Source organism: Accumulibacter sp., assembly GCF_031732815.1.
Lineage (GTDB): Bacteria > Pseudomonadota > Gammaproteobacteria > Burkholderiales > Rhodocyclaceae > Accumulibacter.
The window spans coordinates 1-17,956 of the sequence record NZ_JAVMKF010000248.1 but is presented as its reverse complement, the minus strand read 5'-3'; the positions used below and the strand labels follow the sequence as shown (position 1 = coordinate 17,956).

15 protein-coding genes are annotated in these 17,956 nt (G+C 65.2%); 9 read left to right on the top strand and 6 right to left on the bottom strand.

What is annotated here, in order from left to right; all coding sequences use genetic code 11:
- Positions 1 to 959 precede the first annotated feature (959 nt).
- Positions 960 to 2,480, top strand: a complete 1,521-nt coding sequence (locus RKP46_RS15005) for a mechanosensitive ion channel domain-containing protein (protein WP_311107380.1) — start codon at positions 960 to 962, stop codon at positions 2,478 to 2,480.
- A 166-nt stretch (positions 2,481 to 2,646) separates the two neighbouring features.
- Positions 2,647 to 2,940 carry a DUF2502 domain-containing protein gene (locus tag RKP46_RS15000; protein WP_311107379.1) on the top strand — a complete coding sequence of 98 codons (294 nt, stop codon included), beginning with the start codon at positions 2,647 to 2,649 and terminating at the stop codon, positions 2,938 to 2,940.
- Between the two features lie 32 nt (positions 2,941 to 2,972).
- On the opposite strand, the gene RKP46_RS14995 is transcribed toward RKP46_RS15000, so the two are convergent.
- The 6 genes from RKP46_RS14995 to RKP46_RS14970 all read right to left on the bottom strand — a co-directional run bounded on the left by RKP46_RS14995 (position 2,973) and on the right by RKP46_RS14970 (position 10,161).
- On the bottom strand, positions 2,973 to 4,049 hold the full coding sequence (locus RKP46_RS14995) for a lipocalin-like domain-containing protein (protein ID WP_311107378.1): 1,077 nt from the start codon (positions 4,047 to 4,049) through the stop codon (positions 2,973 to 2,975).
- A gap of 17 nt (positions 4,050 to 4,066) precedes the next feature.
- Complete coding sequence (locus tag RKP46_RS14990; protein WP_311107377.1) at positions 4,067 to 6,571, bottom strand: ABC transporter permease; 2,505 nt, start codon at positions 6,569 to 6,571, stop codon at positions 4,067 to 4,069.
- Entirely contained in the window at positions 6,568 to 7,230 is a 663-nt protein-coding gene (locus RKP46_RS14985) for an ABC transporter ATP-binding protein (RefSeq protein WP_311107376.1), read from the bottom strand. The genes RKP46_RS14990 and RKP46_RS14985 overlap by 4 nt, the downstream gene beginning before the upstream one ends.
- A gap of 160 nt (positions 7,231 to 7,390) precedes the next feature.
- Positions 7,391 to 8,599, bottom strand: a complete 1,209-nt coding sequence (locus RKP46_RS14980) for a lytic murein transglycosylase (RefSeq protein WP_311107375.1) — start codon at positions 8,597 to 8,599, stop codon at positions 7,391 to 7,393.
- Positions 8,600 to 8,619: 20 nt separating this feature from the next.
- Positions 8,620 to 8,970, bottom strand: a complete 351-nt coding sequence (locus tag RKP46_RS14975) for a hypothetical protein (RefSeq protein ID WP_311107374.1) — start codon at positions 8,968 to 8,970, stop codon at positions 8,620 to 8,622.
- A gap of 459 nt (positions 8,971 to 9,429) precedes the next feature.
- The gene (locus RKP46_RS14970; protein WP_311107373.1) at positions 9,430 to 10,161 is read right to left on the bottom strand and encodes an FFLEELY motif protein; all 732 of its coding nucleotides are present in this window, start codon (positions 10,159 to 10,161) and stop codon (positions 9,430 to 9,432) included.
- Between the two features lie 112 nt (positions 10,162 to 10,273).
- Here RKP46_RS14970 and RKP46_RS14965 point away from each other — a divergent pair, with 112 nt between their 5' ends.
- The 7 genes from RKP46_RS14965 (at position 10,274) to RKP46_RS14935 (ending at position 17,421) form a co-directional block, all read left to right on the top strand.
- Entirely contained in the window at positions 10,274 to 11,692 is a 1,419-nt protein-coding gene (locus RKP46_RS14965) for a coniferyl aldehyde dehydrogenase (protein ID WP_311107372.1), read from the top strand.
- Positions 11,689 to 12,192: a hypothetical protein gene (locus RKP46_RS14960; RefSeq protein WP_311107371.1), complete on the top strand. Its 504-nt coding sequence runs from the start codon at positions 11,689 to 11,691 to the stop codon at positions 12,190 to 12,192. Before RKP46_RS14965 ends, RKP46_RS14960 begins: the two co-directional genes overlap by 4 nt.
- Positions 12,192 to 13,802, top strand: coding sequence for a GMC family oxidoreductase (locus tag RKP46_RS14955; RefSeq protein ID WP_311107370.1), 1,611 nt, complete (start codon positions 12,192 to 12,194; stop codon positions 13,800 to 13,802). Before RKP46_RS14960 ends, RKP46_RS14955 begins: the two co-directional genes overlap by 1 nt.
- Before the next feature lie 14 nt (positions 13,803 to 13,816).
- Positions 13,817 to 14,740, top strand: a complete 924-nt coding sequence (locus RKP46_RS14950) for an alpha/beta fold hydrolase (RefSeq protein ID WP_311107369.1) — start codon at positions 13,817 to 13,819, stop codon at positions 14,738 to 14,740.
- Between the two features lie 592 nt (positions 14,741 to 15,332).
- A complete protein-coding gene (locus RKP46_RS14945) occupies positions 15,333 to 15,551 on the top strand; it encodes a hypothetical protein (protein ID WP_311107368.1) in 219 nt (72 codons plus the stop codon).
- 48 nt (positions 15,552 to 15,599) lie between these two features.
- The gene (locus RKP46_RS14940; protein WP_311107367.1) at positions 15,600 to 16,712 is read left to right on the top strand and encodes an FIST N-terminal domain-containing protein; all 1,113 of its coding nucleotides are present in this window, start codon (positions 15,600 to 15,602) and stop codon (positions 16,710 to 16,712) included.
- Positions 16,713 to 16,902: 190 nt separating this feature from the next.
- Positions 16,903 to 17,421 (top strand): transcription termination/antitermination NusG family protein, encoded by a 519-nt coding sequence (locus RKP46_RS14935; RefSeq protein WP_311107366.1) that lies wholly within the window; start codon positions 16,903 to 16,905, stop codon positions 17,419 to 17,421.
- The last annotated feature ends 535 nt before the right edge of the window (positions 17,422 to 17,956 follow it).

The following is a 17,956-nucleotide window of genomic DNA, read 5'->3' as shown; positions in this document are numbered from 1 at the left end:
CCCGCGACCCCCGGCGTGACAGGCCGGTATTCTAACCAACTGAACTACCACTCCATTGCTTGCAGCCCCGCATTGCTTGACACCTCGGCCGACAAGATCGACTTGGCTATGCCAGCGGCGCTGCGCCTGGCCACGGACCTTTTGCGACGATCATCCGGGCAAGGAGGAGCGCATTATAGCGCTTTTCGTGGCCCGATCAAGTCAACAACATTGGTTGTAAAGCCGCAATGTGTTCATCCGGTACCCCCGATCAGTCTGGCTTCTCCGGTTGATAAGACATCATGCTTCAGGGGAGAGCCAGCGCACCCCGGAACGCCCTCGGCAGCTTGCGCGATAGGGTTGCGATCGGCCAAAAAGTCTTCTGTCTGGACGCGGCAAGACTGGGGCCCCTGCTGGAGCGCGTGCACCAAGCCCAAGCTGCCGCGCTCGCGTTGTGCCGTTGGCGGCTCGAAGTCCACTCAGTGGCCGAGTGCCGCAAGCGGATCAACGCTGAGCGACGGCAAGGGCTTGCCGGATTCTTGCGCCATTCTCCGGTGGCTATCGACGAGGAGGCGGCCAGCCCGGCCTCAGCGCTCACCTGTCGTGCAAGTCGCCGGGCAGTCGCATCCCGATTTCCGACCGCCGAGGCGCAGCTTTGCCCGGTCGAGGTGCCACCGGAAATCCAGCCCTTGTGCTCAGGTCTGCTGGCAAGTGCCTCAGCGGATGCGGCGTTCGTCGACCTGCGCGGGGGAGGCATCGCACCCGCCTGCCGGCGAAACACGGCGCTGGCCTGGGCGCACCCGAGCGGTGTGGCGATCGACCTGAAGTTGAGCTACATTGCGCCATCTCCGTCCGGTGGCGGCCGCCGCCATTGCCGCGCGGACAGCGTTTGTCGCAGGAAGCCGGACGGTCGCTGTCGGACCCTCCCTGCGGCGAGCCCCAGGGTCGCCTGAGAGTCGGGAGGAAAGCTCGTGGAAGCAATGATGTCAAGGATGCTGGCGTACTTCTGGTTACCTGAAACGAAGTTCGTCATCGCTTTTTTTGTCATCGTGACGCTTCTTTCCTTGCGCTTCCTGCCCAACGAAAAGCGACGAATCGGCAAGACCGTGGCGACCTTCCTGATCTGCCTCGGCGGACAGATGGGTGCGGCGTTGCTGGAAGCGCTCGACTATTCGCGCATGGCGCTGATGGCGCACCAGTTCTTCATCATCGGGTCGGGAATGGCCTTCTTCAGCCTGGTCGCGCGCTTCCTGTACCGTGTCGTGCTGCCCCGCGCCGGGCTCATCCTGCCCCGGATTGCCGAGGATATCATTCTGCTCGTCATCTATGGCGCCTTCATCATGGCCCGCCTGCACCTGATTGGCCTCGATCCGGCAAGTCTGTTGACGACCTCGGCGGTGATTACCGCCGTGCTGGCCTTTTCGATGCAGGATACCCTGGGCAATATTCTCTCCGGGGTCGCGCTGCAACTCGACAACTCGCTGCAGACGGGTGACTGGATCCGTCTTGACGACCTGAGCGGTCAGGTGACGCAGATTCGCTGGCGGCAGACGACGATCCGCACGCGCAACGGCGAGCTCGTCGTTGTTCCCAACAGCCAGTTGATGAAGGGGCGCTTCATCGTCTTCGGCCGGGTTGATCGGAAGGACTGGCCCTGGCGACGTTGGGTCTGGTTCAACGTGACTTACGATTCGCCGCCGGCACAGGTCATCGGCAACGTCGAAAGAACCATTGCCACGGCCGAAATTCCGAATGTGGCGCGTGAACCCGCGCCGACCTGCGTACTGATGGACTTCGGCGCGGGCTATGCGCGTTACGCGTTGCGCTACTGGATGCTTGATCCGCAACCCGACGACCCGACCGATTCGGCGGTACGCGTGCACGTTCTCGCCGCCTTGCAACGCGCCGGCATGCAGTTGGCCGTTCCCGGCCAGTCGGTGCACGTGACCAAGGAGAACGATGCGTATCGACAATCGTTGCGCCGGCGAGACATCGAGCGGCGAGTCCTCGACTTGCGCAAGGTCGAACTGTTTGCTCGCCTGCAGGAAGAGGAACTGCATACGGTGAGCGAGCATCTGGTCGATGCCCCGTTTGCTGCCGGAGACATCATCTACCATCAGGGCGACGCAGCGCACTGGCTGTACCTTCTGGCCGCCGGTGAGGCAGATGTGTGGATCGACCTTCCCGGTCAGCCGCGGCAGCTTTTCCGGACGATCCAGACGGGTCAGACGTTTGGCGAGCGCGGCGTGTTGACCGGCGAGGCGCGTCGGGACACGGTAATCGCCAGGACCGACGTATTCTGCTATCGGCTCGATCGGGCGACGCTCGAAGAGTTGATCCGCTCGCGGCCGCAGATCGCCGAGGCGATCGCCGAGATCCTGTGGCGACGCGAACTTGCCATCGACAGCTTTACCAGCCAGTTTCTCGACGCGCCTCTTGCCGACGCCCCTGCTCCGAAGTCTGGAATGCTTGGCAAGATCAAGGATTTTCTTGGTTTGTGATCGGTGTTCGCGGGGCGTACGGGGATAAGGCCGGGGCCAGAGGCGGTGCTCCCGTTCCGGCGGGCGGCGGCCACGCTCGGCCGAGTTCGGTCAACCGGGCGGCTGTTCCTCCCGTTGTTTCGTTGTCTCCTGCCGCCCTACCCACCCCATTTCCCGGAAAACCCATATGAAGACGCTGCTTGCTCTCGGCTTTGCCTGCCTCACCGCCCTGTCCTCGTCAGTCCTGGCTGCAGACGTGAACGTCAGCATTCCGGGCGTTCGCATTCAAAGCGGCGGCACGACGATCAGCATCGGTGAGCGCGACCGGCGCGGCTACTACTGGGACGGCCGAACTTGGCGCGACCCCGTCTATTGGGAGAAAAATCACGCAAAGGCGCCAGCCGCCAGCGCCGGGCAAGGCCCGGCGCACGGGCGCGGCTACCATTGCCCGCCCGGTCAGGCAAAGAAGGGCAATTGCTGAGCCTCGGGCGCTTGCCGCCGGGGCGCTGCAGGTCACAGTTGCAAGTTGCCGGCGTAGCCGGTCATCTCCAAGTAGCCGCGGCCGTTGAAGCTTCCTTCAAGCTTGACCAGGCCTTCCCAGTAGGTCACGGGAGTCGGGCGGCTGGTCGATAGTTCCTGATCGTCGAGGAGTGGCAGCGTGCGCAGCACGCGCTCGCCAAGACGGATTTCCAGCTCGACCGGATAGCGTGCCGCGCTGCGCGGTGACGACCAGATTCGGCGCGGCGTGAAGCTTGTCGATCGATCGTCGAAACGCTGTATCTGGCCATTCGCCTGACGCCAGGCGGCGTGCGCGAAAACGGTCGACCCGTGCCGGTCGCGCAGGCGGAAAGCCATCAGGGCCCCGCCGTCGGCCAGATTGATGCCGACCCAATCCCAGCCGACGGCGCCCCCGCCGAGGATGGCCGTTGACCACTCGTGATCGAACCAGGCGCGTCCGCTGGCTGCGTGCCGTCGGCCGTCGAAGACCAGCGTTCCGGTGGTGTGCAGCTGCGGCCAGCTCACGTAGTAGCTGGCCAGGCCGGGCGCGTGTCCCTTGCGCGAGTAACCGTCTTCGCCCTGCAGCATCGGCGGCTGCGTTGGCGCAAGGATGAGGTCGTAGGCAAACTGCGCACTTTGCATGCGCAGGCGGAAGATCTCGCCGCCGCTGAGCTGCTCGCGCAAGATCTGCCAGGCGCCGATGCGCACGTCGCAATCGTCTGTCGAAAAACTGCCGCCAAGATTGGCTCGAGCGCTGCGTTCGCTATGCCGCAGGCGGTCGCCGGGCAAGCTGAGTGCGGCGTGCGCGAAGAGGATCTGGCTCGCGGCGAGCGGCGACGGCAAGCCCTCGGCGATTCCCGGGCGGCTGCGAAAGAACGTCAACTGAAAGCCGATGTCCGCTTGTGGGGTGTCGAGCGCGCCGGTGACGTACCACCATTCGGTGCGGAACTCGGGGTGTGCAGCGTGGTCGCGCGGGAAAACCAGGCGACGTCCAGGGACGACCGCGGGGTAGGGCGAAACCGTCGCGGGGTTGGCGGCGCGCGCCAGCGTCGGGAGCAGAAGGGCGCAGCGCAGGAAGGTTCGGCGGTACACGAATGTGTGCCTCTCGCCTATTGGCTGTCGGAAAGAATCTGCGCCAACGGCAAGCGGGTCGCCAGGCGTGCGGCGGAGCGGCTGGCGATGGCAGCGGCGACGAGGGTGAGCGCAGCGCCGGCGAGCGCGCTTGACCACGGCACGCTGAGCGTCATCCGCCAGTGAAAAGCCTGCGGGTTGATGACGTAGGTCAGCACGGCACCAATCGCGATCCCGCAGGCCAGGCCGATCAGCAAGCCGATGGCGGCGATCAGTGCACCTTCGAGGATCACCGCCTGGCTGATCATCCCGCGGTCGAAGCCAAGTGCGCCGAGCGTGGCCAGCTCGCGCGCGCGCAACCAGACACTGGCGCGGAGCGTTACGGCCAGGCCGAAGAGGCCGATCAGCATGGCGGCCGCCTCCAGCGCATGCGTCACGGCAAAGCTCTGGTCAAAGATCGACAGGCTCAACTGACGGATTTCTCCGGCGTCCGCCACCTCGCAACCGAACCTGGTGGCGAGCGGTGCCAGCCAGGCAGCGGCTGCAGTGCTGCGCCCGGCCTGCGGCCAGAGCGCCAGGTCGCTCGCCGCGAAACGACCGCCCAAGCGCTCGTAGTCGGCGCGGCTGATCACGATGGCGCCGAACTGGCGTACGTAATCGCGCCAGACTCCGCCGATGAAGACCTCGACCTCGCGTCCCAGTAGCGGCAGGCGGGCGCTTTCGCCACTGTGCAGCCGGTAGAGCTCCTGCGCGGCTTCGCTGATCCAGACCACCACCTGGTTCGGCGGCGGCTGGCTGATCGCTCCAGTGAATGGCAGGCGGGATCCGGGGTTGTCACGATCGAGTTCGCGTACGATCAGGGCGACGTTTGGTCGCTGCACGTCGAGGGCCAGTGACGCATGCATCGTCTGTTCGAAGCGGGCAAACGGTGAATCGGCTTGGCGCAAAGCAGCGAGCAACTCATCCGGCAGAGGGCTCGCCCTGCCGCGCAGGTAGAGCGGCGCCGGCAGCACATCGTCCAGCCAGCGGTCGACGGCGACGCGGAAGCTCGCCACCATGGTGACCATGCTCACTGTCAGGGCAAAGCTGACGATCAGGCCGCTGGCGGCAACCTGTGCCAGCAGCGGTGCTTGCGCGACATTCTGCAAGGCGATGCGCTGGTGGGCGGCAAGTGGCAGTTCGGCACAAATGGCAAAAACCCTTTCGGTCAGCCAGGGCGCAGCGGCAATTGCCATCACCAGGAGCAAAGCAATCGACGCATAGCCGGCGAGCGGCAAATCGCCGTAAGGTGGCAACTGCGCCAGGCCATACGCCAGCAGACCGAGCAAGGCGGGTAGCCGCAGGCCGCGCGCACCGCGGCTCGCCGGCCTCTGGGCGAACCCGCCTTTCAACGCTTGCGCCAGAATCTGCCGGCGATTCAGCCAGGCCGGATAGGCTGCGCCGGCCAGACTGGCGGCGCAGCCTAGGGCCAGGAAGCCCAGCGCCGGAAGCGGGTGAGCGACGATCGTCGGCGCGCTGCCCGAGAAGTAGCCCCCACCGAGGTCGCCGCCTAGCGTCTGGGTGAAGCCGGCGGCCAGTGCATAACCCAGCACCAGTCCGAGCAGGGCGCCAGGCAGACTCATCGCCAGCGCTTCGCCGAGGATCTGCAGCATCAGTCGGCGCGGTGGCAGTCCGAGCACGCCGAGCAGAGCGAACTGGCTCGAGCGCTGGGCGACCGCGGTCAGTTGCGTTGCGAAGACAAGGAAAGCGCCGGTCAGCAATGCGACGAGGGCAAGTACGTTGAGATTGACCCGGTAGGCGCGCGACAGGTTGGACACTCGCGCACTGTCGTCGTCGTCGCTGCGGATGAGCAGGTCGCTTGGCAGTCGTTCGGCCAGCGCCTTACGCCAGCGCGCCGCATCGACGCCGGGGGCAAGCCGGATGCGAGCTTCGCCGACCCCGGTGGGCGGGCCGAAATGCGCTTGCACCCAGGCGATGTCGGCGATCAGGAGCAAGTCGCCCGGGCGGCTGCCGGGCAGCTTACCGGCGAGCCTCGCCGGCCAGCGCGAATTGCCGCGCCACAGCGTCAGGCGATCGCCCGGGGAGAGCGCCAGCTTGTCGAGCAGGGCGGGTGAGGCATAGACACCGCCGTCCAGAATGGCACGGCTGGCCGCCGCTTCGCCTCCCTCCGGCAGCAGCGCCGGCATCACCGCGGGTGCGCTGAATACGTCGAGGCCGATCAGGCGGATGGGCAGCGGGTGCTGGTCGATCCGGACGCGGACTTCGATGACCGGTGCGACGACGAGTACTGCCGGGTCGCGCGTCAGTTCGTCGACCAGCGACAGCGCGACGCTGCTGGTCGTGTCGCGTGCGGCAACGATGGCATCGGGCTCGCCTTGCACGCTGCGCATCGCCTGGCGAAAATCAGCCAGCGCGGTGTCGTTGATCAGGTGGATGGCGTAGCCGAGAGCGACGCCAAGCGCGATGGCGAGCAGCGACAGCAGGCTTGTTGCACGCCGGTTGGCAAACTGCGCCGCGATCAGCCAGGCGGCCAGCGTGTTCACCGCAGGCCTTCGGGCGTCAAGGTCAGGATGCGGTCGCAGCGCAAGGCAAGCGGCAGCGAATGGGTGACGATCAGCGCTGCCGCCTGCTCTTCGCGCACCTGTTCGAGCAGCAGCGAGAGGACTTCGCCGGCGATGCGTGGGTCGAGATTGCCGGTCGGTTCGTCGGCAAGGATCAGGCCTGGCCGATGCACCAGCGCACGGGCGATGGCCACGCGCTGCAACTCACCGCCGGAAAGCGTGGCCGGCCGGCGGTGCGCAAAGCCGTTCAGGCCGACGCGAACGAGCAATGCCTCGATCCGTTGCGCGCGTTCCTTCGCCGCGACGCCCCCGAGAAGCAGCGGCACAGCGATGTTCTGTTCGACGCTGAGCGTCGGCAGGATGTGAAACGCCTGAAAGACGAAACCAATCTGGCGCGCGCGCAATGCGGCACGCCCGGCTTCGTCGAGACGAACGATGTCTGTCTGCTGGCGACCGATTCGTATGGCGCCCGTTTCCGGGGTGTCGAGGCCGGCGATGCAGTTGAGCAGAGTACTCTTGCCGATTCCAGACTCGCCGACCAGGGCAACGATTTCGCCTGCTGCGACGGCAAAGCTGAGGCTGCTGAACAAGGGGCGAGTCGCGCCGGCGTAGCGCCTCGCCAGATCGGCAACGCTCAACACCGCGTGCTCGGCTGGCGGCTGGCCAGCACGCTCTGGCGGCGGAGCGTATGGCCGGTCGTCCGGCAACGTCGGGTCGCTGCGCGCAACGGGACTTCAGGTCCGGCTGATCTTGCCGCGGAGCAGCAGGGGGCTGAGCCGATCACCGCCGGGCTTGCGGTCCCTAGCGGCCTGGGTTGCGCAGGCGCAGTGCGGCGAGCAACTTTTGCCCGGCGCGCCCATTGACCGGCAGGCCAAGCAACTTCTGCTCGGCCTCGATGGCGCGCCGCGAATTGGCGCCGAGCATGCCGTCGATTTCACCAATCTCGTGCCCGCGCGCAGCCAGCAGCGTCTGCAGCTCACGCCGCTCGCGGCGTGACAGGCCAGGATCGTCAGTCGGCCAGGCGGCAACAAACGGCTTGCCGCCCTGCAGCCGGTCAGCCAGGTGGGCGATCGCCAGGGCATAGCTCTCCGCCGCATTGTAGCCATAGATCACGTCGAAATTGCGCAGGACAAGGAAAGCCGGACCTTGCCGTCCGGCGGGCAGGAGCAGTCCGGCGGCTGCATCATTTGGCGGGAGCGCCTGACCGTCGGCGCGGCGCACACCCAGCGATTTCCATTCGGCCAGTGTTCGCTTGTTGCGTCGCCCGGCGTTGCTCGTGTCAAGACCCGGCGGCAGGACGACTTCGTAGCCCCAGGGCTCACCCAGCCGCCAGCCGGCGCGGTGCAGGAAGTTGGCGGTCGAGGCGAGCGCATCCGGAATGCTGTCGATCAGGTCGCGGCGGCCGTCGCCATCGCCGTCAACGGCCAGGCGGAGAAACGTCGAGGGCATGAACTGCGTGTGGCCGAAGGCGCCGGCCCACGAGCCGACCAGGCGTTCGGGTGCGATGTCGCCGGCGGCGAGGATTTTCAGCGTGCTGTAGAATTCGCCGCGGAAGTAGGCTTGGCGGCGGCCGAAGCAGGCGAGCGTGGCCAGCGAGGTGAGTAGCGGCCGCTTGCCGAAGTTGCGCCCGTAGTTGCTTTCGACTCCCCAGACGGCGACGACGGTCGCCGCATCGACCTGATAGCGCTCGGCGGCGGCGGCCAGCGTGCTGGCCCACTTTTCACGCAAGGCGATTCCATCGCTGACCCGTTCCTCATCAACCAGTCCGGCCAGATAGTCCCAGATCGGCGTACGAAATTCCGGTTGATAGTCGAGAAATTCGAGCACGCTCATGTCCGGCGACAAACCCGGCGTCAGGCGGTCGAACGCCGCGGCCGAAACGCCGCGCGCCGGGGCATCGGCGCGCAGCGCTGCCAGACATGACGGAAAGCGTTCATTCTGCGCGCTGGCCGCTGGCGCGAGCGAGGCGCCAGCAGCCAGCAGCAGCAGGAGGCTTGCGGTGCGTGCCATTGCCCAGCCCGTCAGGCCGTTCAGCGCTTATCCAGGCGAGGCGCAGCCTCGCTTGCCGGCGTATCGTACTCGGCGGTCAAGACTTCACCTTCGATGACCAGGCCGCGCGTATCGGTCTCCGCTTGCCGGCTGCGCTGCGCGTGCCGGGCGTGTGCCTCGCGCAACTGCTGGCGCAGATGCCGCGTCCGCCACTTCGCGTAAAGAAAAAGCAGCAGACCGGCGAAGAGTACGACGCCGACTGCGACCAGGGAGAACATCAGGCCGACGACGAAAAGGGCCGCGCCCGCAAGAATCGCCAGCAATCGGCCGATGATGCCGACCGCCGAGCCGCCTGGCTGGCGTAAGAAGAAGCTCGCTTGTGTGGGTCCCATCAGCCTGCTGCCTCCTTTCTCTGCGGTTAGATTTGTTGCGTCGTACTGCGCACGAAAAGCGTCGCGTATTGTAATGCCCGGTCGTCTGCCGTGCCATCACGGGCAACCGGCCTTCTCTTGCTCGGCGCCGAACGCCGGGCGAAAAAAGGCCCGCTCAGAGGGAGAGGACTGGGCGGGCCGGTGCTGCTGTCGCCGTGACGATCCGGGGGAGGGGGGGGAGGGGGGAGGAGCGCCCCGGCGACAATTCGAATGCTACCGATCGAAGCGCGACGCGTCTGTATGTTCTGCGTTCCGTTGTGTGACGGCGTGTACGAAGCGCCTGGCCGGAACTTCTGCTGGCACCTTCAACGCGGCTGATCGTCGGCGTCAGCTCACCCATTCTATACCAATCCACCTGTCCGGCCTTGGCCTTCGCTGGCGCCGGGGCATTCGGAGCTATGCGTGAGGGTTCTTCAGCGCTCAGAGCGCGAAGGGCTCGTCGGCATTGGCGAACAGCTTGTCGAGCAGCGTCTTCTCCTTGGACTCGATCAAGTTGAGGAACTCGCCCGCCGCACCCATGCCGCGAAAAGCCCGGAAACCGCGGTCAAGGAACTCGTGCAGGTCGGCGAGTCCGGCCAGTTGCGCCGGTGCGTGCATCAGCTTGAGCAGACCGGCAAGCAACGGCTTTCTCGCCAGTCGGTCAAGCGCTTCGCCGGTCTGGCGAATGAGCACGATCTGGCGCTCGCGTTCTGGCCGACGGCCGACAGCGCGGTAGGCGGTCGCATACGCGTCGTCGTCGATCTGCTCGATCAGGCCGGCGCGGTGCAACCGGGCGACCATCGCCGAGTCGAGTTCTTCGGTCAGCGCGTCCAGTTCGACCGCCAGGGCGACGGTATGCAGCGCCGAGGCGGGCAGCATCTTGATCAGTAGCGGAAGAATGCGCTCGACTTCTTCGTCGCGGCTGCTGAAGTCCTTTGGTCCGTAGAGGTCGGAGAGAAAGAACTGCGCTGCCTGCGCGTAGCGCCGGCTGGTCAGCAGGTCGGTGTGCGTGCGGGCCAGGCGGGCCGCTTGCCAGGCACGCAGGCGCAGGCGATGGTCTGCGGCAAGCGGTGCGACATTGGCGAGCTCGCGTAGAGCCTTGGCCGATTTCAGGTGCTGGCGCAAAGCATCGGCGCTGCGCTGCTTATCGTGCGAAGTCGTCAAGTCATCCATGACCATGCATTATCCTGTGCCGCCCAGCGCCGTGTTTAGAGGGGCGAGCCTAACAGGAGTGTGCGGCAAGGCATACACTTCTGCTGCTCACCCAGATAGAGAGGAAAGGCGCATGTCGCACTCCGATTCGCTGTTCGTCCGGTTCTCCCGATTACACACGGCGGCACGGCTCGATCCGAACCCGCCGCGAGAGTTGCGCGAGCGCCGCCTGCACACCCTTGATCGGCTGCTGCTCGACAATGAAACGGCAATCGCCGACGCCGTACGACGCGATTTCGGGCATCGATCGTCGGCTGAGACCCGCCTGCTCGAACTGTTTCCAAGTCACGAAGCCATCCGCCATGCCCGCCGCCATCTGGCGCGCTGGATGCGTCCCGAGGCACGTGCGGTTTCCCTCTGGTTCCAGCCGGCGCGGGCTGAGGTGCGTTATCAGCCGCTGGGCGCGGTGGGGATCATCGTGCCCTGGAACTACCCGGTCTTTCTGGCCGCTGCACCGCTGGCGTCGGCGCTCGCGGCAGGCAACCGGGTGTTGATCAAAATGTCGGAGTATACCCCGGCGACCTCGGCGCTCCTCGCCGGGCTTGTCGCCAGGCATTTTGCCGACGACGAAGTGTCGATCGTTGAAGGCGACGTCGGCGTCGCACAGGAATTTGCCCGGCTTCCTTTCGATCACCTGTTGTTTACCGGATCGACCCCGGTGGGCCGCCACGTGATGCGCGCCGCGGCCGAGAACCTGACGCCGGTGACGCTCGAACTCGGTGGCAAGTCGCCCGCCATCATCGGCCCTGGCTCAGCCGACGGCGCCAGCTTTGCCCACGCCGTCGAGCGTATCGTCATCGGCAAGTGTCTGAATGCTGGGCAGACGTGCATCGCACCCGACTATGTTCTGCTGCCGGCGGGCAGCGAACAGGCGTTCATTGCCCACGCCCGGCAAGTGATCGCCCGATGCTATCCGGAGATCGCGCGCAGCGCCGACTACTCGACCATCGTCGACCGGCGCCAATACGATCGCCTGGTCGGGTATCTCGCCGAGGCGCGGGCGGCCGGCGCACAAGTCGTCGATCTGGCGCCCGGTGCCACTGCCGACGCGGCGACCCGCCGTCTGCCGCCTGTTGCGCTGCTTGACCTGCACGCCGATCTGCGCATCATGCGCGAGGAGATCTTCGGGCCCTTGCTGCCACTGCTGCCCTACGCGGACATGGACCAGGCGATTGCTTTCGTCAACCGGTGGCCGCGGCCGCTGGCGCTCTACTACTTCGACAACGACCGCACGCGCATCGCACGCATCCTTGACCAGACGGTTTCCGGCGGCGTGACGGTGAACGACACGATCCTGCACATCGCGCAGGACGATCTCCCCTTCGGTGGCGTTGGCCCGAGCGGCATGGGCTGCTATCACGGCTTTGCCGGATTCGAGACGTTTTCGGTCCGCAAGGCGGTCTTTCGCCAGTCCAGACTGTCCGCAGTCGGCTTGTTCAAGCCGCCCTACGGCAAGCTGTTTGCGCGCCTGACCGGGTTGCTGCTGCGATGAACGGCGCGCGTCGTCAGTTCCTGCGCACCGGCCTGGCCGGTGGACTGCTGCTCTCGTTCTGCGGCTGGCTGAACGCTGCCGGCGCACGTCCTTTTGCCGTCGGCGAACGCGAGATGCTCGCGGCGATCGCCAATGCGCTGCTCGACGGAGCGCTACCCAGCGAGCGCGAGGCGCGGCGGCGCCTCGTCGAACGGACCGTCGATGCGATCGGCACGGAGATTGCCGGCCTCGCCCTGGCGACACAGAAGGAACTCGGCGAGCTGTTTTCGCTGATGGTTCTGGCGCCCGGACGGATGATCATCATTGGTGTCGGCAAGTCGTGGCGCGCAGCCAGCGTCGCCGAGGTAGCCGAGTTCCTGCAGTCCTGGCGGACGAGTCGGCTGAGTCTGTTGCAGAGCGCTTATGCCGCGCTGCACGACCTGACTTTTGGTGCCTGGTACGCGCATCAGGACACCTGGGAGGCGATTGGCTATCCGGGACCTCCGCGGGGGTATTTCTGATGAACGATCCGATCCGGAGCGGGTTGGCTGGCGGCTGGCGGCACATCGATGCTTCGCTGCTGACGCGCAACCTGACGACTCTCGAAGCCGATGTCGTTATCGTCGGCACCGGTGCCGGCGGGGGGGTGACGGCCGAGCTGTTGAGCGCTGCAGGATTGCGCGTCGTCCTCGTCGAGGAAGGCCCGCTACGTTCATCGGCCGACTTCAAGATGCGCGAAGCGGAAGCCTATCCCGAGTTGTACCAGGAATCGGCGGCGCGCAAGACGAGCGACAAGGCGATCAACATTCTGCAAGGGCGCTGTGTTGGCGGGTCGACGACGGTCAACTGGACGAGCAGCTTCCGCACGCCGCCCGAAGTGTTCGACTACTGGCAACGCCGCTTCGGGTTGCGCCAACTGAGCAGCACGGCGATGAGTTCGTGGTTTGCCGTGATGGAGAGCAAGCTCTCGGTACGCGCCTGGGAAACGCCGCCGAACCCCAACAATCGGGTGCTGGTCGCCGGCAGCGAGCAACTCGGCATCGCGACCGGCAGCATTCGGCGCAACGTCAAGGGCTGCTGGAATCTTGGCTATTGCGGCATGGGGTGTCCGACCAACGCCAAGCAGTCGATGTTGTTGACGACGATCCCGGCAGCGCTGGCGCGCGGCGCAACCTTGTGCACGCGTCTGCGCGGCGAACGTCTGCGCTTTGCCGGCAGCCGGATCAGCGCGCTCGAGTGCCTTGCCTTGCAGGCCGACGGCATTCGTCCGTCGGGCCGGCGCGTGCATTTGCGGGCCCGCCATTTTGTCGTCGCGGCGGGCGCCATCGGCAGTCCGGCGCTGCTCCTGCGCAGCGGTGTTCCCGATCCGCAGCGGCTGCTCGGCAGCCGGACCTTCCTTCACCCGGTGGTCATCTCGGCGGCGCTGATGCCGGATCGCGTCGACGCGTACGCGGGTGCGCCGCAGTCGATCTACTCGGATCACTTCCTGCACCAGGCGCCGATCGACGGTCCGCTCGGCTTCAAGCTCGAGGCCGCACCGCTTCATCCGGTGCTCTACGCGACGACGCTGCAAGGCTTTGGCGAGGCGCACGTGCGCCTGATGCGTGAATTCACCCATGCCAACGTGCTGCTCGCCCTGTTGCGCGACGGGTTTCATCCAGAAAGCCGGGGCGGACAGGTTCGCCTCGGCAGCGACGGTCTGCCGGTACTCGATTACCCGCTCGGCGAGGCCATCTGGGAAGCGGCCAGGCGCGCTTTGCTGGCCATGGCGGAGATTCAGTTTGCCGCCGGTGCACGCTGGGTTAGCCCGGTGCATGAGGCCGCGACCGGTTACACGAGCTGGGCGGAAGCCAGGAAGGGAATCGCCGAGCTGCCGTTGAAGCCGTTCGTCTGCCGTGTCGTCAGTGCGCACGTGATGGGCGGCTGTGCCATGGCTGACGGTGCGCAGCGCGGTGTCGTCGATCATCGTGGGCGGCACTTCTGGCTGGAAAACCTGTCGGTGCATGACGGATCGGTGTTTCCGACGAGTCTGGGTGTGAACCCGCAGCTTTCGATCTACGGCCTGACGGCACGCAACGCCAGCCTGCTTGCCGCCGAGCTGCTAGGTCGTCCGCCCCCGCTGATTCCCTGACGGAGCCTGAACGGATGCTCGCGCGCTCACTCGCTCTTGCCCTGCTGCTGGAAGTTGCCTTCTTCGTCGGGCTGGCGGTTTATGGCTTCGACGCTTCGCCGGCAAGCGCGGGAGCGATCGCGCTGGCTGGCGTGCTCGTCCTGCGCGCGCTGCTGATCAGCGTCATCTATGTGCTTGCCCGCCGCTGGTCGGTTGACGTGCCCCGCCTTTCGCCGGGCCAGCGGCTAGGCATGGTGCTTGGCGAATACGCGGCGCACGTACTGACCTTCATCGTCATCTTCCCGTTGGAAAGATGGTGGATGGCGCCTGATCGCCTGCGCCCGGCAACATCCCGGAGCGACACGCAAGGAGGTACGCCGGTGCTCCTCGTGCATGGCTACTGCTGTTCGCGCGGGTCGTGGTGGTGGCTGCGGCGACGTCTGGAGGCGGCCGGCTGGACCGTCGCGACGATCACCCTCGAGCCCATCTACGCCGCGATCGATTCTTACGTCGAGCCGCTGGCGCGCCGGATTGACGCCGTGCTCAAAGAAACTGGCGCCGGCCAGCTTGTCCTCGTCGGGCACAGCATGGGCGGCCTGGTCGCCCGCGCGTATCTGCAGCGTTTCGGCGATGCGCGGGTCAAACGCCTGATTACGCTCGGCACGCCGCATCAAGGCAGCCGGCTTGCCGACCTGGGCCTGGGCGAGAACGGGCGCCAGATGCGCCCCGGTAGCCGCTGGCTGCAGTCGCTGGCCGTTCCGCCGGCAGCGGTACACCCCTTGGTCATTTACAGCCCGCACGATGAGTTCGTGCTTCCCGCAAGCTTGCTGCAGCTTTCCGTGGGCCGGCACAACGCAATCCCCGGCCTCGGGCATCTGGCGATGCTCTACTCGCCGCGCGTCTGGCTGGCTCTCCAGCAGGGAATCGAGCAGACGGCTTGCCAGCGTAGTCCACAATAGTCTCGCCGGCACCTTCCAGAACTGCAAGCAAGTGCCGGCTTGCCGAGCGGCCCACTAGCTGGCGATGCGACAGACCGAGAACGGAGGTCGCGTCCACCGAGCGCGCTTCCGTTTGCTGTACCACTCCCGCCAGTCCGGCTGGTACGCGTCGCAAGTTGCCACGATCACTGAATCGATTACCAAAAATGCGCACGCCTTGATCCTCTTCTCGCTGTGGCAGCCCTCTGCCGGCAATCAGATTTTTCGTCGTGCGCAGTCCTCGGTTTGTAGCTCGTGCCGGTGGCGACAACGAAGTGCAACCTGCCGCGGTTCGGTCGGACATGACCATAGGATATCGGGTGGGACGCGCGATACGCTGCAATTTGCCGTTATACGATGATGTTGCGTCTCTGGAGGCAGTGGCGTACGATCGAGGTCGCCCGTGAATCATGACAAAGGCTTGGCATGGCAGGACGACCGGAGCGAGTTGTCGCGTGTCGACAGTAAGCACAGAGTGCAGGCGATGGCGAATCCGGGGCGTCGCCACCGCGCACCAGGCGGGCCGCGAGCGCCGGCTGCGCCTCCAGACTAGACCAGCATCAAAACCTCCAGAATGAAAGGAATGCAAGAAGTGGCCGGACAAGTTCTTGTATTGATCAACAAGTTGATCGATGCGCGCGCCAAGGGCAACCCGACGGTTGCCAGTACCACCCGCACCAAACTCCTGTTGAAAGGGATCAAGGCCGAAAGCTGGACTCCTTCTTCAGCCGACGATCCGGCGATGCTCGCCAAGGTGCGTGACGTCGCAAGAGAAATGGGCGTTGCCATCTGAACTCGCCCGATTCAGTACTGCCCAGAAAAATACAAGGAGTTGCCCCAAATGATCAAAACAGCCTTATCGAAAGCGGCCGCGACCGCCGAGGCGGTTGGCGAGCTGGCCACACAACTGCAGGGTGCCGAGGCAAGCGTCGTTCTGGTCTTCTATTCGTCCCGGCATGACGCTCGGGAAATTGCTCGTCTGGCCCGGAGCGCATGGCCGGAAGCACACACGATCGGTTGCTCGACCTCAGGTGAAATCGTTTCGGGTGAAATGACCGATGGCGCGATTGTCGCAATGGCGATCGACCGCAGGGTCGCTGCCGAAGTCGCCGTCGCAGTCGTCGGTGACATGAGCAATCCACGCCGTGTCGACGCTGCCTGCCAACAACTCGGAGCGCTGCTTCATGGCGATCTCGGGCAGCATGTCGGCATCGTCCTGATGGACGGTCTATCGGGCAAAGAGGAAGCGGTCATGGATCGCCTCGGCGACCTGACCGATTTGCGCTTCATCGGCGGTTCGTCCGGCGACGACTTGGCGTTTTCCGCTACCTCGCTGATTGCCGACGGCGAGGCGCTGAGCAACGCCGCGGTTCTCGCTGTCCTGCACGTCCCGGCCGGCTACCGGGTGATCAAGACGCAATCATTCTGTCGTGCTGGCAAGCAGTTGACGCCGACGCGCGTCGACGCCGCCAAACGCGAAGTCATCGAGTTCGACGGCAAGCCGGCGAGCGAGGCCTACTGCGAGGCGGTCGGCGCCCGAACAGTCGAGGAAGCGGGCAGCCGGTTCATGTCCAATCCGGTCGGGCTGATGGACGGAGACGAACCCTACGTCCGTTCGCCACAAGCTTTCGATGGCCATGCACTGAAGTTCTACTGCGCTGTCAGCGAAGGGATCGAGCTTGATCTCCTGCAGTCGACCGACATACTGGCCGATACGCAGCGTGCGCTGGCCGAAGCCAACAGCGATGGTCGAGTTATCGGCATCCTCAACTTCAACTGCATCCTGCGTACGCTCGAACTCAAGGCGCAGAATAAGACCGAGGAGTACGCAAAGCTGTTCTCGCTGCCGACCGCCGGCTTTTCAACCTACGGCGAAGCTGACATCGGGCACATCAACCAGACGGCGACGATGATCGCATTCCTTGGTGTGGACGCGGGCGCTGAACCGGCGTAGCGCGTAGCGGGCGCGTCGATCAGGCAGTAGCCTTTGGCGCGTCGGATTTCCGCGGTGGCGCTACGCCGAACGCGGGCCAGCCATGCAAGCCGCTTGACGGTGCGGGCCCGATGCGTCGATACTTGCCGCCCGCAAATTGTTCCCGCCGTCGTCGATCGTTCGCCGTCGATCGACGCTGGCGCCCAGGCCAGTGCCTCAGCTTTCGCCCACGTCATCCCCCTGGTACGTCTGCTTCACCAAGCCCCGACAAGAGGCGACTGCCGTGCGCAAGCTCGAAGAGCAAGGTTACGAAGTCTTCCTTCCGATGTTTACCCGCTGGGAGAAAACGACTCGTGGTTGGTCCAGGAGGCAGCAGGTCATGTTCCCGCGCTACGCTTTCGTCCGCTGCTCGCGCTCGGAACAGAGCATCGCGCCAATTCGCAGCACGCCGGGCGTCACCGGGCTTGTCAAGTTTGGCAACACACTGGCCGAGATCAGCCAAGAGATGGTGTCGGCCATCCGTTGCCTAGAGGAGCGGCAGGCTCGCTCGGTGGATGAGAACGGGTCGCCCTTCGAGCCCGGAGATATGGTGAGCGTTTCAGATGGGCCGTTGAAGGGAATGAGCGGTATCGTTTCGTCCATTGCAGCAGATCGGGTGGTTGTTCTGCTCAAGCTGCTCGGCCGCGAAAAGCCCGTTTCCATGCCAGGTGAACATGTCACCTCGGTCTGATTGGCATGACCGGTCAACGCTCCGAACGAAATCGTTCAGCCGACCGCTCCATGCCGCCCTTGAACGGCAAGCTCGCGCCTTTGAATTGGTGACGGGGCGCGCCCGATGATCGGCGCAGCGCGAAGCGATTGGCGCGGGCACATCATCGCTTGGCCGACAAATCTCGGAATGCGGAAAGGGTATTGCGCTGTGCACCACTTGCGTAACAGTGGCTGAAACCGCCGAACCGTCACTTGGTCCGCGTTCGGATCCGTCGTCGTACTGCTCACAAGCCGGTCCAAGGATTCGAACAGCCTCTGCCCGGCAAGCGTGATAGCCATCGCCAAAAGGGGAAGTCGCCCGTCGGCCCTGCCGAACCATAGACGGAGATGTCGTCGAGACTGGCGCACGTTCCATCGCCGGTCAGCAGGCGGGAAGGTGGACTAACCCATCTGTAACGCCCAAACCGGAAATCCTCAGCTTTCTGGGCAGCGCCCGGCACTAAGGACGCAAGCAAAAATAACTTGAACAATACGAGCTATTTGTCATTGTTCCG

Excerpts from the sequence above, each read along its gene's own strand:
- RKP46_RS14975 (WP_311107374.1), bottom strand. The coding sequence starts at position 8,970 with ATGGGACCCACACAAGCGAGCTTCTTCTTACGCCAGCCAGGCGGCTCG.
- RKP46_RS14965 (WP_311107372.1), top strand. The coding sequence starts at position 10,274 with ATGTCGCACTCCGATTCGCTGTTCGTCCGGTTCTCCCGATTACACACG.
- RKP46_RS14970 (WP_311107373.1), bottom strand. The coding sequence starts at position 10,161 with ATGGATGACTTGACGACTTCGCACGATAAGCAGCGCAGCGCCGATGCT.
- RKP46_RS14950 (WP_311107369.1), top strand. The coding sequence starts at position 13,817 with ATGCTCGCGCGCTCACTCGCTCTTGCCCTGCTGCTGGAAGTTGCCTTC.
- RKP46_RS14940 (WP_311107367.1), top strand. The coding sequence starts at position 15,600 with ATGATCAAAACAGCCTTATCGAAAGCGGCCGCGACCGCCGAGGCGGTT.
- RKP46_RS15000 (WP_311107379.1), top strand. The coding sequence starts at position 2,647 with ATGAAGACGCTGCTTGCTCTCGGCTTTGCCTGCCTCACCGCCCTGTCC.
- RKP46_RS14955 (WP_311107370.1), top strand. The coding sequence starts at position 12,192 with ATGAACGATCCGATCCGGAGCGGGTTGGCTGGCGGCTGGCGGCACATC.
- RKP46_RS15005 (WP_311107380.1), top strand. The coding sequence starts at position 960 with ATGATGTCAAGGATGCTGGCGTACTTCTGGTTACCTGAAACGAAGTTC.
- RKP46_RS14945 (WP_311107368.1), top strand. The coding sequence starts at position 15,333 with ATGAAAGGAATGCAAGAAGTGGCCGGACAAGTTCTTGTATTGATCAAC.
- RKP46_RS14960 (WP_311107371.1), top strand. The coding sequence starts at position 11,689 with ATGAACGGCGCGCGTCGTCAGTTCCTGCGCACCGGCCTGGCCGGTGGA.
- RKP46_RS14980 (WP_311107375.1), bottom strand. The coding sequence starts at position 8,599 with ATGGCACGCACCGCAAGCCTCCTGCTGCTGCTGGCTGCTGGCGCCTCG.